This is a genomic window from Nocardia suismassiliense (assembly GCF_900269665.1).
GTDB lineage: Bacteria > Actinomycetota > Actinomycetes > Mycobacteriales > Mycobacteriaceae > Nocardia > Nocardia suismassiliense.
The window spans coordinates 3,081,329-3,095,072 of sequence record NZ_LT985361.1; the positions used below are offsets into that span (position 1 = coordinate 3,081,329).

10 protein-coding genes, 1 rRNA gene and 1 pseudogene are annotated in these 13,744 nt (G+C 68.2%); 10 read left to right on the forward strand and 2 right to left on the reverse strand.

Going from position 1 to position 13,744, the window contains the following annotated elements; translation table 11 throughout:
• The first annotated feature begins 16 nt into the window (after positions 1-16).
• The 8 genes and pseudogenes from rrf (at position 17) to recN (ending at position 8,369) form a co-directional block, all read left to right on the forward strand.
• Positions 17-133 (forward strand): 5S ribosomal RNA (rrf, locus tag DBO33_RS13905).
• Between the two features lie 1,166 nt (positions 134-1,299).
• A pseudogene (locus tag DBO33_RS13910) lies at positions 1,300-2,289 on the forward strand (hypothetical protein); the annotation flags it as partial.
• Positions 2,290-2,800: 511 nt separating this feature from the next.
• The gene (locus DBO33_RS13915) at positions 2,801-3,112 is read left to right on the forward strand and encodes a hypothetical protein (protein ID WP_159080244.1); all 312 of its coding nucleotides are present in this window, start codon (positions 2,801-2,803) and stop codon (positions 3,110-3,112) included.
• 461 nt (positions 3,113-3,573) lie between these two features.
• Positions 3,574-4,509 (forward strand): HAD-IIA family hydrolase, encoded by a 936-nt coding sequence (locus DBO33_RS13920; RefSeq protein WP_234390829.1) that lies wholly within the window; start codon positions 3,574-3,576, stop codon positions 4,507-4,509.
• A gap of 13 nt (positions 4,510-4,522) precedes the next feature.
• The gene (locus tag DBO33_RS13925; RefSeq protein WP_325050712.1) at positions 4,523-4,837 is read left to right on the forward strand and encodes a hypothetical protein; all 315 of its coding nucleotides are present in this window, start codon (positions 4,523-4,525) and stop codon (positions 4,835-4,837) included.
• 1 nt (position 4,838) lies between these two features.
• On the forward strand, positions 4,839-5,660 hold the full coding sequence (locus tag DBO33_RS13930; RefSeq protein ID WP_107655404.1) for a TlyA family RNA methyltransferase: 822 nt from the start codon (positions 4,839-4,841) through the stop codon (positions 5,658-5,660).
• Positions 5,657-6,616 carry an NAD kinase gene (locus DBO33_RS13935; protein ID WP_107660253.1) on the forward strand — a complete coding sequence of 320 codons (960 nt, stop codon included), beginning with the start codon at positions 5,657-5,659 and terminating at the stop codon, positions 6,614-6,616. Before DBO33_RS13930 ends, DBO33_RS13935 begins: the two co-directional genes overlap by 4 nt.
• A complete protein-coding gene (recN, locus tag DBO33_RS13940) occupies positions 6,594-8,369 on the forward strand; it encodes a DNA repair protein RecN (RefSeq protein WP_107655405.1) in 1,776 nt (591 codons plus the stop codon). The genes DBO33_RS13935 and recN overlap by 23 nt, the downstream gene beginning before the upstream one ends.
• Positions 8,370-8,852: 483 nt before the next feature.
• Here recN and DBO33_RS13945 read toward each other — a convergent pair whose 3' ends face one another.
• On the reverse strand, positions 8,853-9,272 hold the full coding sequence (locus tag DBO33_RS13945; RefSeq protein WP_107655406.1) for an SRPBCC family protein: 420 nt from the start codon (positions 9,270-9,272) through the stop codon (positions 8,853-8,855).
• A gap of 142 nt (positions 9,273-9,414) precedes the next feature.
• Entirely contained in the window at positions 9,415-10,089 is a 675-nt protein-coding gene (locus DBO33_RS43970; RefSeq protein ID WP_325050713.1) for a M23 family metallopeptidase, read from the reverse strand.
• A 1,264-nt stretch (positions 10,090-11,353) separates the two neighbouring features.
• Between DBO33_RS43970 and steA the strand changes: the two genes are divergently transcribed.
• Positions 11,354-12,568 (forward strand): putative cytokinetic ring protein SteA, encoded by a 1,215-nt coding sequence (gene steA / locus DBO33_RS13955; RefSeq protein WP_107655408.1) that lies wholly within the window; start codon positions 11,354-11,356, stop codon positions 12,566-12,568.
• Between the two features lie 13 nt (positions 12,569-12,581).
• Entirely contained in the window at positions 12,582-13,526 is a 945-nt protein-coding gene (locus DBO33_RS13960; RefSeq protein WP_107655409.1) for a copper transporter, read from the forward strand.
• The last annotated feature ends 218 nt before the right edge of the window (positions 13,527-13,744 follow it).

Genomic DNA, 13,744 nt, shown 5'->3' on the forward strand with positions numbered 1-13,744 from the left:
GACAGTTTCATAGAGTTACGGCGGCCATAGCGGCAGGGAAACGCCCGGTCCCATTCCGAACCCGGAAGCTAAGCCTGCCAGCGCCGATGGTACTGCACTCGACAGGGTGTGGGAGAGTAGGACACCGCCGGAACATCCTTCACGATAGGGGACCCAGATTCTGGGTCCCCTATCGTCGTTTCAGCACCTTGCCGTGCCTGGACGACCTTGCCGTGTCATGTCCCCACCAGGACACGTGATTGAATTTGTGGGGCCCCGACCACCTCTTGCGGACCTCAGAAAGGGATCACCGTGTCGGAAAAGAACGACGACGACCGGAAGTCCTTCCGGCGCGGCGAGGGATCCGATCGCCCCTCCCAGGGCAGCGGTGCGTCCGGCGCAGACTCCACCGGCAAGCGCCCCGACCGCGAAAGCGGCCAGCGCGGCGGCTTCAAACGCAACGACTCCGGCCAGCGCGGTAATGCCGGCGACCGCGGCGGCTTCAACCGCAGCGGTGATTCGAGCTCGCGCGGCACCAGCAATCGTGGCGACTCCGGCGGGTTCAACCGCCGTGACGACGCCGGCTCCTCCGGCAGCGCCAACCGTGGTGGCGATTCGGGTAGCCGAGGCGGCTTCAACCGTAGCGGTGGTTCCAACGAGAGTGGCGGTGCCAACCGCGGCAGCGACTCGGGTGAGCGCGGCGGGTTCAACCGTAGCGGCAGCTCCGGCGATCGCGGTGGTTTCAACCGTGGTGGCGATTCGGACAGCCGTGGCGGTTTCAAGCGCGGCGGCGACTCGAGCAGTCGCGGCGATTCCGGGCAGCGCGGAAGTTCCGGCGAGCGTGGCGGTTTCAACCGCGGCGGTGGCTCGGACGAGCGTGGCGGGTTCAATCGTGGCTCGGGTGAGCGCGGGGGATTCAACCGTAGCGGTGGTTCCGGCGAGCGCAGTGGCTTCAATCGTGGGGGCGACTCCGGTGGCCAGCGCGACTCCAGTGATCGCGGTGGATCCAACCGCAGTGGTGGTTCCGGCGATCGCGGTGGCTTTAACCGCAGCGGTGGTTCCGGTGATCGTGGTGGTTTCAATCGCAGTGGTGGCTCCAGTGATCGCGGTGGTTTCAGCCGTGGTGGCGACTCGGATAGCCGTGGCGGCTTCAACCGTAGTGGTTCCGGCGAACGTGGCGGTTTCAGCCGTGGTGGCGATTCCAGTGGTCAGCGCGACTCCGGCGACCGTGGTGGCTTTAACCGCAGCGGCGACTCCGGCGATCGCGGCGGGTCCAACCGCAGCGGTGGCTCGGGAGAGCGCGGTGGTTTCAATCGCAGTGGTGGTTCGAGCGATCGCGGCGGTTTCAACCGTGGCAGCGACTCGGGTGACCGTGGTGGTTTCAACCGCGGCGGCTCCAGCGAGCGTGGCGGTTTCAATCGTAGTGGTGACTCGGGCGGTCAGCGGGATTCCGGTGACCGCGGCGGCTTCAAGCGCGGCGGCGATTCCGGCGGCCGTGGCGGGTTCGACCGTGGCAGCGATTCGCGGGGCAACGGACCCGATGATCGTCGGCGCGGTGGTGAAGGTGCCCGCAGCGTCGGTGGCGATCGGTTGCAGGAGCGTCGTGCGGCGCGTCCGGAGGAGCCCGACCTTCCCGATGACGTGCAGCCGTCCGACTTGGAACCCGCTGTCCGTCGCGACCTGCTGAGCCTGGACAAGTCCAACGCGGAAGCGGTGGCCCGGCACCTGGTGATGGCAGCCAAACTGATCGACGACGACCCACGCCTCGCTCTCGCTCATGCGCGGGCTGCTCGGCAGCGCGCGGGCCGCATCGCCGTGGTGCGGGAAACCGCGGGTGTCACCGCCTACCACGCAGGTGAATGGGCGGAAGCCCTGTCTGAGCTGCGCACTGCCCGCCGCATGTCCGGCGGCTCCGGCCTGCTGGCCGTCATGGCCGACTGCGAACGCGGACTCGGCCGCCCCGAACGCGCCATCGAACTCGGCCGCAGCGACGAGGCCCGCGCCCTGACCGGTGACGAAGCCACCGAACTGCGCATCGTCGTCGCAGGCGCCCGGATGGACCTCGGCGAATACGATCAGGCCGTCGTCACCCTGCAGACCTCCGAGCTGGACCCGTCGCGCACCGGCTCGGCCGCAGCCCGCCTCTTCTACGCCTACGCCGACGCCCTCGTCGCCGCAGGCCGCACCGACGAGGGCCTCACCTGGTTCCTCAACGCCGCCTCGGCCGACCTCGACGGCGAAACCGACGCGGAAGAACGCGCCGAGGAACTCACCGGCGGCGCCCTCCCCGACGACGACCTACAGCTGTAGCAGGACAGGCACGGCTGAGTGTCGCGCCGTGCTGGCAATGCTGAACTCGGAGCGCGGGGCTAGCTGAGAGCTGCCCCGCACACCTTCTGATTTCGCGCACACCGAATCGCATGCCATTCCTTGTGCGGAAAATCAGAAACTGTGGGGCTGTGCGGAGTCGAACCTCGTCGAGCGACAAGCCGACGCTGGGCGACACCGAGATCTCTTGGACAGCTTTGCGTACCAGCGAGTTTCCGCGCATACCCACCGGCAGTTGGCATAAGTGCCAGTTCGTTGGCGCACCGGAGCGTGCCGTCCAGTCTCCTGGATTGCTAGGCATCCCAGCAGGTTTCGCTGCTCCGCGCCCGGCGATCTCTTCGCCGGAATGCGCGGTTACCCTGGCACGGACAACGTATGGTTCTCGTGGCGCGAAATCGCTACGGGTGTGCCGACTTACGGTTGGCATGGCCGGATGATGTTGTAGAGATCAGCGATACGTCAACGGGACCGTCTGATTACAAGGAGATTCACGATGAGCAGTGTCCGGGCAACGGTATTCGTCGGATTGGCCGCCGCAGCATTGGCTGCGATGGGCACGGTCTCGGCTAACGCGGAGCCGTTCGACTACGGGCAGGAGGCCAAGCGCGTCTGCGAAGAGGCCGGCCTCGAGTTCACCCAGAGCATCAACCTTCCCGGCGGCGTGGGCGCGCAGGCGACCTGCCACGCGCCCGGCCAGGACGAAGTGAAGTTCGTCCCGATGCCGGAGGGCACCTACTGCTCGGTCCCCGGCATCATGTCGCCCAAGGAAGGCAGGGCAGACGGCGCCGGAAACTGCGTCGCCTAGCTCCTCCGCCTCTCCGGGTATTCAGGCCAGGCTCAGGTGCGGGGAGAGTTGCTTCGGCGGCCGCCGGTTTCGGGTGGGCAGGGTTAGCCGGTACCCGGTGAGTTACCCATGTGCCGGCCAGATCAGTGGCTGCGGTTGGCAACACAACGCCAATCGGCGCACGAGGTGCAACGAGCGGGACATGATCGTGGCGAATCGCGAGAAGAGCCGCCGTCATGTCCCGTTCGTCGTTTACGTCAGCCGTTGCTGTGGCGGATCCGTTGGCGGTTGGTCGCTGAACGGGGTGTGAGCGTCGCCTCCGGGGGCGATGCCGTTCGTTTTCCTGTCGGCCCGCTGGCGTAGTGTTCGGGTTTCTCGGACCTGCCGAGGGCCACCGGCTCGGCGCGGTGGACAGCGTCCGGCGGATGCGGAGTTCGGCACCGTGCGGGGCGACGATACGGAAGACACGAGGAACATGCGGGGTGCCGGAGACATTGGTAGGTAACCGGAAGCAGCGGCTACGCGATCGCTACGAAGCCTTGCTGCTGGATCTGGACGGCACCCTGTATCGCGGTGACGCGGTGATCGAGGGCGCCCCGGCGGCGTTGGCGCCCGACGAGACCGCGCAGCGGCTCATGTACGTCACCAACAACGCCAGCCGGGCACCGAAGACGGTCGCCGCGCACCTGTCGGAACTCGGCTTCCGTGCGAGCACCGACGAGGTGGTGACCAGCGCGCAGGCGGCCGCACGGCTGCTGGCCGAACAGCTCGAGCCGGGCGCGGACGTGCTGGTCGTCGGTACCGACGACCTGGCCGCCGAGGTGACCGCCGTCGGCCTGCGCCCGATCCGCCGCTTCGACGAAACCGCACCCGCCGCTGTCGTACAAGGACATTCACCGCACACGTGCTGGGCCGACCTCGCCGAAGCGGCGTATGCCCTGCGCGCAGGCGCGCTGTGGGTCGCGGCCAACACCGACAAAACCCTGCCGAACGAGCGCGGCCTCGCGCCGGGCAACGGCTCGATGGTCGCCGCGCTGCGCACCGCCTCCGACCGCGAACCGATCGTCGCGGGCAAGCCCTATGCACCCCTGCTGGAAGACGCGCTCGTGCGCGCCGGAACCCGCAGCGCACTGGTGGTGGGGGACCGCCTCGATACCGACATCGAGGGTGCGAACACCGTCGGACTCGAATCGCTGCTGGTCCTGACCGGCGTCAGCACGCTCGACGAGCTCAAAGACGCCACGGACGAGTTCATCCCGACCTACGTCGCCGACTCGCTGGACGCACTGAACTACCCGCCGGTGCCCGCCGAATCACACACCGACCCGAGCGACCTCGCCGCAGACCTCGCCGACCGGTTGCGGCGCAACCCGGGACGAGCCGTGACGGTACGCGCGTCTGCTGCGGAAATCCGATAGCGTTGACGCCACGATGACTACTCCCATGCCCCGCCCGACCGGCCCCGGTATGCACGCACCCGGCGCGAACGGACCCCGCCCCGGGGCCCCGCTGCCCGGTCAGCATCTGCCGGGTGGCCCAGGGCGCCCGGAGCCGGCCGACCCGGAGCGCATCCGCAGCGAGATCGACGGCCTGCTCACCGAACTCGCCACGCGCACCAGCTGGCCGGGCTCGCCGACCGCGGCCGAGGGCGCCGAATCCGGCACGGACATCACTCGCCGCGCGCGCATCCTGGAACAGGCACACGACGTGCTCGTGCAGGCCCTGGCCACGGTGGACAAGATCTGAGGTGGCCAGACGCGCGCGCGTGGACGCCGAACTGGTTCGCCGCGGATTGGCGAGATCGCGGGAACACGCGGTCGAGCTGATCGGCGCCGGTCGCGTCCTGATAGCTGGAACGGTCGCCGTGAAGCCGGCGACCGCCGTCGAGGCGGGTACGCCGCTGCTGGTCCGCGAACAACCCGACGAGGTGTCGTGGGCCTCCCGGGGTGCGCACAAGCTGCTCGGTGCGCTGGCAGCCTTCGAGCCCGCCGGGCTCACCATCGCGGGTAAACGCTGCCTGGACGCGGGCGCGTCGACCGGCGGCTTCACCGATGTACTGCTGTCGCGCGACGCTCGCGAGGTGGTCGCGGTGGACGTCGGCTACGGCCAGCTGATCTGGCGGTTGCAGAACGACGATCGCGTCCGGGTGGTCGATCGCACCAACGTGCGCAACATCACCACGGAAACCGTCGGCGGCACAGTCGAATTGGTCGTCGGCGACCTGTCGTTCATCTCGCTCGCGCTGGTGCTGCCCGCGCTGGCCGCGTGCACCGCACCGGGTGGCGACCTGCTGCCCATGGTGAAACCCCAGTTCGAGGTCGGCAAGGAACGCGTGGGTTCCGGTGGCGTGGTGCGGGACCCGGCGCTGCGCGCCGAAGCGGTGCGCGACGTCGCCACCGCAGCCGCGGCGCTCGGCCTGCGCACGGAGGCGGTGGTGGCGAGCCCGCTGCCGGGCCCGTCGGGCAATGTCGAATACTTCGTATGGTTGCGCAAAGACGGGCAGCCCGAAGACGACGGGGAGCGAGTCGCTGCTCTCGTCGAGCGTGCGGTTGAGGAGGGTCCACAGTGAACGCGCCGACCAGAGCCGGTGGCCGGGAGATCCTGCTGGTGGCACATCCGGGCCGCGCGGAGATCATCGAGACCGCCCACCGGGTGGCGAAAATCTTCGCCGACGCGGGCATCTGCCTGCGGGTACTCGCCGACGAGGCCGTCGACACCCGGTTCGAGGCCGAGCCGGGTGGTTATCCGGTGCGGGTGGTCGAGCACGGCCCGGACGCGGCGATCGGCTGCGAGATGGTGCTGGTGCTCGGTGGTGACGGCACCTTCCTGCGCGCCGCCGAACTGGCCCGCCCGGCCGGGGTGCCGGTGCTCGGGATCAACCTGGGCCGCATCGGGTTTCTGACCGAGGCCGAGGCCGAGCATCTGGATGACGCACTGGCACACGTGGTTCGGGGCGACTACCGCATCGAACATCGGATGACCGTCGACTTCACCGTCCGGATCGACGACGAGGTGGTGCAGACCGGCTGGGCGTTGAACGAGGCCAGCATCGAAAACGCCTCGCGGACAGGCGTGCTGGAGTTGGTGCTGGAGGTCGACGGTCGGCCGGTGTCGGCGTTCGGCTGCGACGGCATCCTGATCTCGACGCCCACCGGTTCGACCGCCTACGCGTTTTCCGCCGGCGGCCCGGTGGTGTGGCCGGAACTCGAGGCGCTGCTGGTGGTTCCGAGCAACGCCCATGCGCTGTTCGCGCGGCCGCTGGTGACCAGCCCGGAGTCGCGGATCGCGGTCGAGTGCGTGGCCACCGGTCACGATGCGATAGTTTTCCTGGATGGCAGGCGCACCCTGGAGTTGCCGAGGGGCGGCCGGTTGGAAGCGGTCCGCGGTGCCCAGCCGGTGCGCTGGGTGCGGCTCGATTCCGCGCCGTTCGCGGACCGGATGGTGCGCAAGTTCCAATTGCCCGTGACAGGCTGGCGTGGCCGACGGCGAACGGAGAGCACACATGCTGACCGAGATCAGGATTGACGGCCTTGGCGTCATCTCCACGGCCACCGCGCAATTCCACGAGGGCCTGACTGTTCTCACGGGTGAGACCGGTGCGGGCAAGACCATGGTGGTCACCAGCCTGCACCTGCTGAGCGGTGCGCGGGCCGACGCGGGACGGGTGCGGCTCGGTGCCGCGCGTGCGGTGGTGGAGGGGCGCTTCACCGTCGACGATGTGAACGACGCGGCCCGCGCGGAAGTGACGCAGGTGCTGGAATCGGCTGCGGCCGAACAGGATGACGACGGCAGCATCATCGCGATCCGCACGGTCGGCAGCGACGGGCGGTCCCGCGCGCACCTGGGTGGGCGCGGCGTGCCTGCCTCGGTGCTCGCCGATTTCACTGCGTCGCTGCTGACGGTGCACGGACAGAACGATCAGCTGCGGTTGCAGCGCCCCGATCAGCAGTTGTCGGCGCTGGACCAGTTCGCCGCCGACACCGTCGGGCCGCTGTTGCGCAAATACACGGTGCACCGCCGCGCCTGGTTGGACGCCCGCGCAGAACTGCTCGAACGGACCGCGCGCAGTAGGGAATTGGCGCAGGAGGCGGACCGGCTGCAGCATTCGCTGTCCGAAATCGACGCCATCGCACCGGAACCCGGCGAGGACGTGCGCATCGTCGACGAGGTGCGCAGGCTCAGCGATCTCGATTCGTTGAGGGAGGCTGCCGCAACCGCGCACGACGCCCTGGCCGGTCCCGTCGATTCACCCGAAGAGGGTTCGGGCGCACTGGAATTGCTCGGCTCCGCGCGTGCTCGCATCGACTCGGCCGATGATCCCGCGCTGACCGCGCTCGGTCCCCGGCTCGGCGAAGCCATCGCCGTCGTGGTCGATCTGACCACCGAACTCAGCGGCTACCTCTCGGATCTGCCGTCGGACCCCGGCGCGCTGGACTCGCTGCTCACCCGGCAGGCCGAGCTCAAGTCGCTGACCCGCAAGTACGCGCCCGACATCGACGGTGTGATCGCCTGGGCCGACGACGCCCGCAGCCGCCTCGGCTCGCTCGACGTGTCCGAGGAGACGTTGACGGCGTTGGCGGCCGAGGTCGATTCCGCGGCCGAGCGGGTGCGGGAGGCGGCTCGCAAACTCAGTGCCGCGCGGAAGAAGGCGGCGGGCAAGCTCGCGTCCGCGGTGAGTGCCGAATTGGGTGGTCTGGCAATGGGTAAGGCCAGGCTCGAGGTCGAGGTGCATCCGATGCCCGCGGGGCCGCAGGATTCGGCGCCGTTGACCATCGACGGAAAAGACGTGCACGCCGGGTCATCCGGCATCGACGAGGTGGAGTTCCGGTTGTCCGCGCACTCGGGTGCGCAGTCACTTCCGTTGAGCAAGAGCGCATCCGGCGGTGAGCTCTCCCGGGTGATGCTCGCCCTCGAAGTGGTGCTCGCCAGCTCCGACCACGGCGCGACCATGGTGTTCGACGAGGTCGACGCCGGCGTCGGCGGACGCGCGGCGGTGGAGATCGGCCGCAGGCTGGCCCGGCTCGCGCGCACCCACCAGGTCATCGTGGTAACCCACCTGCCGCAGGTCGCCGCCTTCGCCGACACCCACCTGGTGGTCGACAAGTCCGACGACGGCAAGGGCAAAGTCAACAGCGGTGTGCACGCGCTGACCAAGGACGAGCGCGTCATCGAATTGGCCCGCATGCTGGCCGGTTTGGACGACACCGAGACCGGGCGGGCGCACGCCGAGGAACTGCTGGAGCTTGCGCGGGCGGAGAAGTCCGGAGCGGCCGTTTAGCCTGCGGCTGCTGTCGAGACCGGCCGGGCGCACGCCGACGAGCTGATGGAGGCGCCGGGAAGAGAAGTTCGGAGCGGCAATCTAGCCCGCAGCCGCAGCCGGCCGGACACACATGACGAGGAGTGCTGGAGACCGTGCGGGTGGAGAAATCCGGGGCGGCCGTCTAGCCCGCGGGCGTTGTCGAGACCGGCGGGCGCACGCCGAGCAGCTGCTGGTTGCCGCCGTCGGGCCCGCAGCCGCCACAGCACACCGCACTCGGCGTCGTCCGTGCTCAGCTGGCTCCGCAGTTCGGCTCACAAAGCGTTCCCACCCTTCACAGGAGCTGGACGTCCTGTGAAACGTATAGATGCTCTGTGAGTTTCGTGTTCTGAGGTTCACATCGCGGGTGCCGACGGGATCTGTTGTTCCGGCGGACGTGGGGTCCGAGCAGCGCAGAGGCACCGGTTTCTATTCCGTTGTGCGCCGGAACGACGGAGGTAACCGCTAGCGCACAGCCTTTTGCGCTGCCTTGATGAACTGGGTGATCAGGTTCTTCAAGCCGAACTCGAGCACCTTGGCGGGTACGGGAAGGCTGGGCTCGGACTCCATCGTGTAGGAGACCAGGGTGCCGTTGTCGGCGTCGGTGAAGGTGACCACGCCGACGTGCCGCTTGACCGGGGCACCCTTGACGATCTTGTATTCCATCCGCTCGCCGGGCACCAGCTTGGTGATCTCCTCGGTGACGCCGAGCGGGCCGACGCCGAGCAGGTGCTGCGCGCCGACGCCTTCGCGCTCGGTCAGCCCCGGCTTGGTCAGCTTGACCTTGATCGGGAGGTACGGGCTGATGCTCTCGCGGTCGGCGAAGAGCCGATACACCACATCACGCGGGGCGGCGATGACGGCGTCGACAGTCGTGCTGGCCATGGGGTCTCCTCTTCGAGTTACCTGTGACGGGCAGCATATAGGTAGTACTGGGTCGGCCCGGGGCTCTGTGTAACCGGTGTCACAGACAGCGAGGCTCGGGCATCGTGGATCGCTTCGTCAGCTTCGCGTAAAGAGCAACGTGTCAGTCGCGTTCGGCGCCGAGGCTGATGCCGCGGGTGGCGAGCCAGGGGAGCGGGTCGACGCGGTCGGTGCCGTTGAGCCAGACCTCGAAATGGCAGTGCGGACCGGTGGTTTCGCCGCGGTTGCCGACGGTGGCGATCTCGTCGCCCGCCAGCACGTGCTGACCGATATTGACCAGCGCTGTGTTGATGTGGCCGTACACGGTGATCGTGCCGTCGTCGCCGAGCAGCCGTACCCACATGCCGAATCCGCTCGCCGGTCCGGCGCTGATGACGGTGCCATCCTCTACCGCGACGATGGGGGTGCCGATCGGCGCGGCCACATCCACGCCGGCATGCAGCGCGCCCCAGCGCATTCCGTAACCGGACGTGAAGGTGCCGGAGGTGAACTTGGTGAACAGCGGGCGCAGCTTCGCGGCGGCCTGCGCGGACAGCTCGTCCGCGACCTTGCTGCCGTTCTGCAGGATGTCGCTGAACTGCCCGAGATCGGCCGGACCTTCGTCGAGCAATCCCGGTTCGGTACCCGCCGGTGCCGCGGCCGCCGACTGCGGTTGGCCGAGTGCCATCGGCACCACGGTGGTGTCCATCGGCGGTTCGTCGCTGCCCGCCAGCAGATCCTGCCCGACAGCGACGAATGCGCCTGCGGCAACCGCGAGGATGGCGGCGCGACCCTTCAACGCGGTCGGCGGTGCGGGGGTGCGATGTCTGCCGCCGCGCCGCTTGGGACGATCCGCGGCCGAGGATCGCCACGTACCAGCCGACTGCCCCCGCTGGTCGTCCGGGGACTGCCCCCGCTGGTCGTCCGGGGACGGCCACCGCTCATCGTTCGCGGAGGGCCACCGGTCGTCTGGTTGCGTCGACCGGCCTCTTGACGGCCGCCACGCATCATCCGGCGACGACCACGAATCGTTTGGCTGTGCCTGCTCGTCCTCTGGAGTCGGCGACTGGCCCTCAGTCGAGACCCACTGGCCCTCCGACGCGGTCCATGCCTCGCCGTTCCACGCCCACTGGTTATCTGGTCGCGCCGACCGATCCTCGGGTGCGCGCCATTGATCTTCGGGGGTGGGCCACTGGTTCTCGGGTGTGGGCCACTGACCTTCGGGTGCGCGCCACCGATTCTCGGGTGCGAGCCACTCACCTTCGGGTTCGGCCCACCCGCCCGCAGGTTCCGACCACTGAGACTCCGGCGATGGCCAAACATCGTCCGACGTAGGCCATGTCTTGCGGGTCTGCGTCGGTCGATCCTGTTGCGGCGCCCACAGTGCGGCTGATCGAGCCGGTGGATCTTCGGGCGACGACCACTCCTCCTGCGATGCCCACTGATCTGCTGGCGACGGCCACGCTTCCCCGGTTGCTTGCCAAGTGGCGGCTGACCGCGTCGAGTGATCCACCGACAGGTTCTGGGGCGATGCCCACCGATCCTCGGTTGACGCCCACCGATCATCCGGTGACGCCCACTGATCCTCGAACGGCGTCGCAGATTCAACCCACTGCATCGAATAGCTATCGCATTGCTGAGGATTGACCGAATTGCGCTGATCACCCCCGGCTCGCCGCCCGCGACCCCGCATCGAATCGGCGCTCATCGACTCACCCGCATTTGTCTGTATTGTCCCGAACCAGCCGAAATGGGCGAAACGTCTGGTCCACGGCGCAATCGCCCGGTATTCACAAGGGTTTCGAGGCACATCACGCTGTCGTCCTTCGTCACGTCATGTCGAGCTGTCGTCGGGGCTGGTCGACGGTAACGAAACGATAGCGGTACTGCTCGTTAGGCGCGCGAACTAAACACGGCAATGTGATGGCCACCACAACACCCCTCCGTGCAACGAGTCCGCCCGCGTGTCGCGCGTGGTGTCAGTGTTGTCACAGTGATGTATGTGGTAGGTGGTACGGCGCGCCTCCACCAACGGTTTAGGGTTTGCGTGCAGCATCGGATTCATGAAGATGCTGGCGTTGTTGTCGAGGAACACCGAAACGCTGCCCGGCCTCTCCGGGATAGCCCGGGTGGATCGCAACACCCGGCGCCTGCTGAAACGGGTCGGACCAGGCGATGTCGTCGTGCTCGACGAGATGGACCTGGACCGCCTCACCGCCGATCGCCTGGTCGAGGCGGGGGTGGTCGCGGTGATCAATACCTCGCCGTCGATCTCCGGCCGCTATCCCAATCTCGGTCCGGAAGTGCTGGTGGCGAACAACATCCTGCTGCTGGACACGGTGAGCTCCGACGCGTTCAGCAAGATCAAGGACGGCGTCAAGGTCCGCATCGATGAGGGCGTCGTCTACGCCGACAAGGTGATCAAGAAAGAGCCCGAGGTCCTGGTCAAGGGCATCGAGCTGACCGACTCCGACATCGCCGAACGGATGATCGAGGCGCGCAACGGGCTGGCCGACCATCTGGAAGCGTTCGCGGGCAACACCATCGAGTTCATCCGCACCGAAAGCGCCCTGCTCATCGACGGTATCGGCGTGCCGGAGCTGGAACTGGCGATGAAGCACCGGCATGTGGTCGTGGTGGCCGACGGCCCCGATCACGCCGAAGATCTCAAGCGGCTCAAGCCGTTCATCAAGGAGTACGTGCCGATCATGGTCGGCGTCGGTCGCGGCGCGGACACCCTGATGAAGCAGGGCTACCGCCCCGACCTCATCGTCGGCGACCCGGACGAGATCACCTCCGCCACCTTGAAATGCGGCGCCGAGGTGATCCTGCCCGCCGACACCGACGGCCACGCCAAGGGCCTGGAACGCATCCAGGATCTGGGCATCGGCGCCACCACTTTTCCGTCTTCCGGCGCGCCCGCCGATCTGGCGCTGCTGCTCGCGCACCACCACGGCGCGTCGCTGATCGTCACCGCGGGCGCCGCCGCGACGCTCGACGACTTCTTCGACCGCAGCCGCCGGGAGAGCAACCCGGCGACCTTCCTCACCCGCCTCAAACTCGGCACCAAGCTGATGGACGCCAAGGCCGTGGCCACGCTGTACCGAAACCGGGTGTCCGGCATCGGCATCGCGATGGTGGTGCTCGCCGCCCTGATCGCGGTGATCGTGGTGCTGCTCGCCTCCAACACCGGCACCGACGCCGTGGCCTGGGCCGCCGACACCTGGGACCGGTTCGCGCTGTGGGCGCAGGGCTTGGTCGGCGCGGGCGACAAATGACCGAGGGAGCACGATGATCTCGTTACGTCAGCACGCCATCTCGATCGCGGCGATCTTCCTGGCCCTCGCCATCGGCGTGGTGCTCGGCTCGCAAACGCTGGCAGCGGATCTGCTATCGGGGTTACGTGCGGATAAATCGGATCTGCGCCAGCAGGTCGACACGGTGTCGGATCAGAACCGGCGCCTCACCGATCAGCTGAACGCGGCCGATCGCTTCATCGCCGGATCCGCGGGCCGCATCCTCGGTGGCACCCTGGCCGATCGCAGCGTCGCGGTGTTCACCACCCCCGACGCCGACCCTGCCGACATCGAGGGTGTGACCAAGGCGCTGGAAACCTCGGGCGCCGCGATCACCGGGCGGATCTCGCTCACCGACGCGTTCGTCGACGCCACCGAGGGTGACCGGATGCGCAGCGCCGTCACCAATGTCATCCCGGCGGGCGCCCAATTGCGCACCGGCGCAGTCGATCAGGGCAGCATGGCGGGCGACCTGCTCGGCCTGGTTCTGCTGCTCGATCCGGCCAACGGGCAAACCCGCGGCACTCCGCAGGAACTGGGCCTGGTGCTGGAGACGCTGCGCGGCGGCGGCTTCCTCGCCTACGGCGACACTCCGGTGCGTCCCGCGCAATCGGCGGTGGTGATCACCGGCAACGGCGCGAAGTCCGCTGAGAACAGTCAGGGTGCCAACATCGCCCGTTTCGCGGGCGCGCTGCGTGGGCGGGGTGCGGGTGTCGTGCTCGCGGGGCGCTCCGGTGCCGCCGAGAATCCAGGGCCGCTCGCCGTCGTCCGCTCCGATGGTCCGCTCGCCACCACGGTCAGCACCGTCGACAACCTCGATCGGGAGATCGGCCGCGTCACCACCGTGCTCGCGCTGAGCGAGCAGTTGAACGGTGGCACGGGTCGCTACGGCACCGGCGCCAAGGCGACCTCGCTGACGCTTGCTGCGATGCCGCGCTGACAACGTCTGTCTTCGCTGGCGGGTCGCGTGCATAAAGGCGGGCACGCACTCGTCGGAACGATTGGCGACCACGCAGACGGCAGCGAGGACTGCGCTCGAGCCGATGGCACTGACCACGACCAGCTGGGCGACGGCCCGGGATTCGCCGAGCGCCGACGTGAGCCCCGCGATACCGCAAAGCCCACTCGGCGACCTCCCTCACAGCCGTCAGCACGACG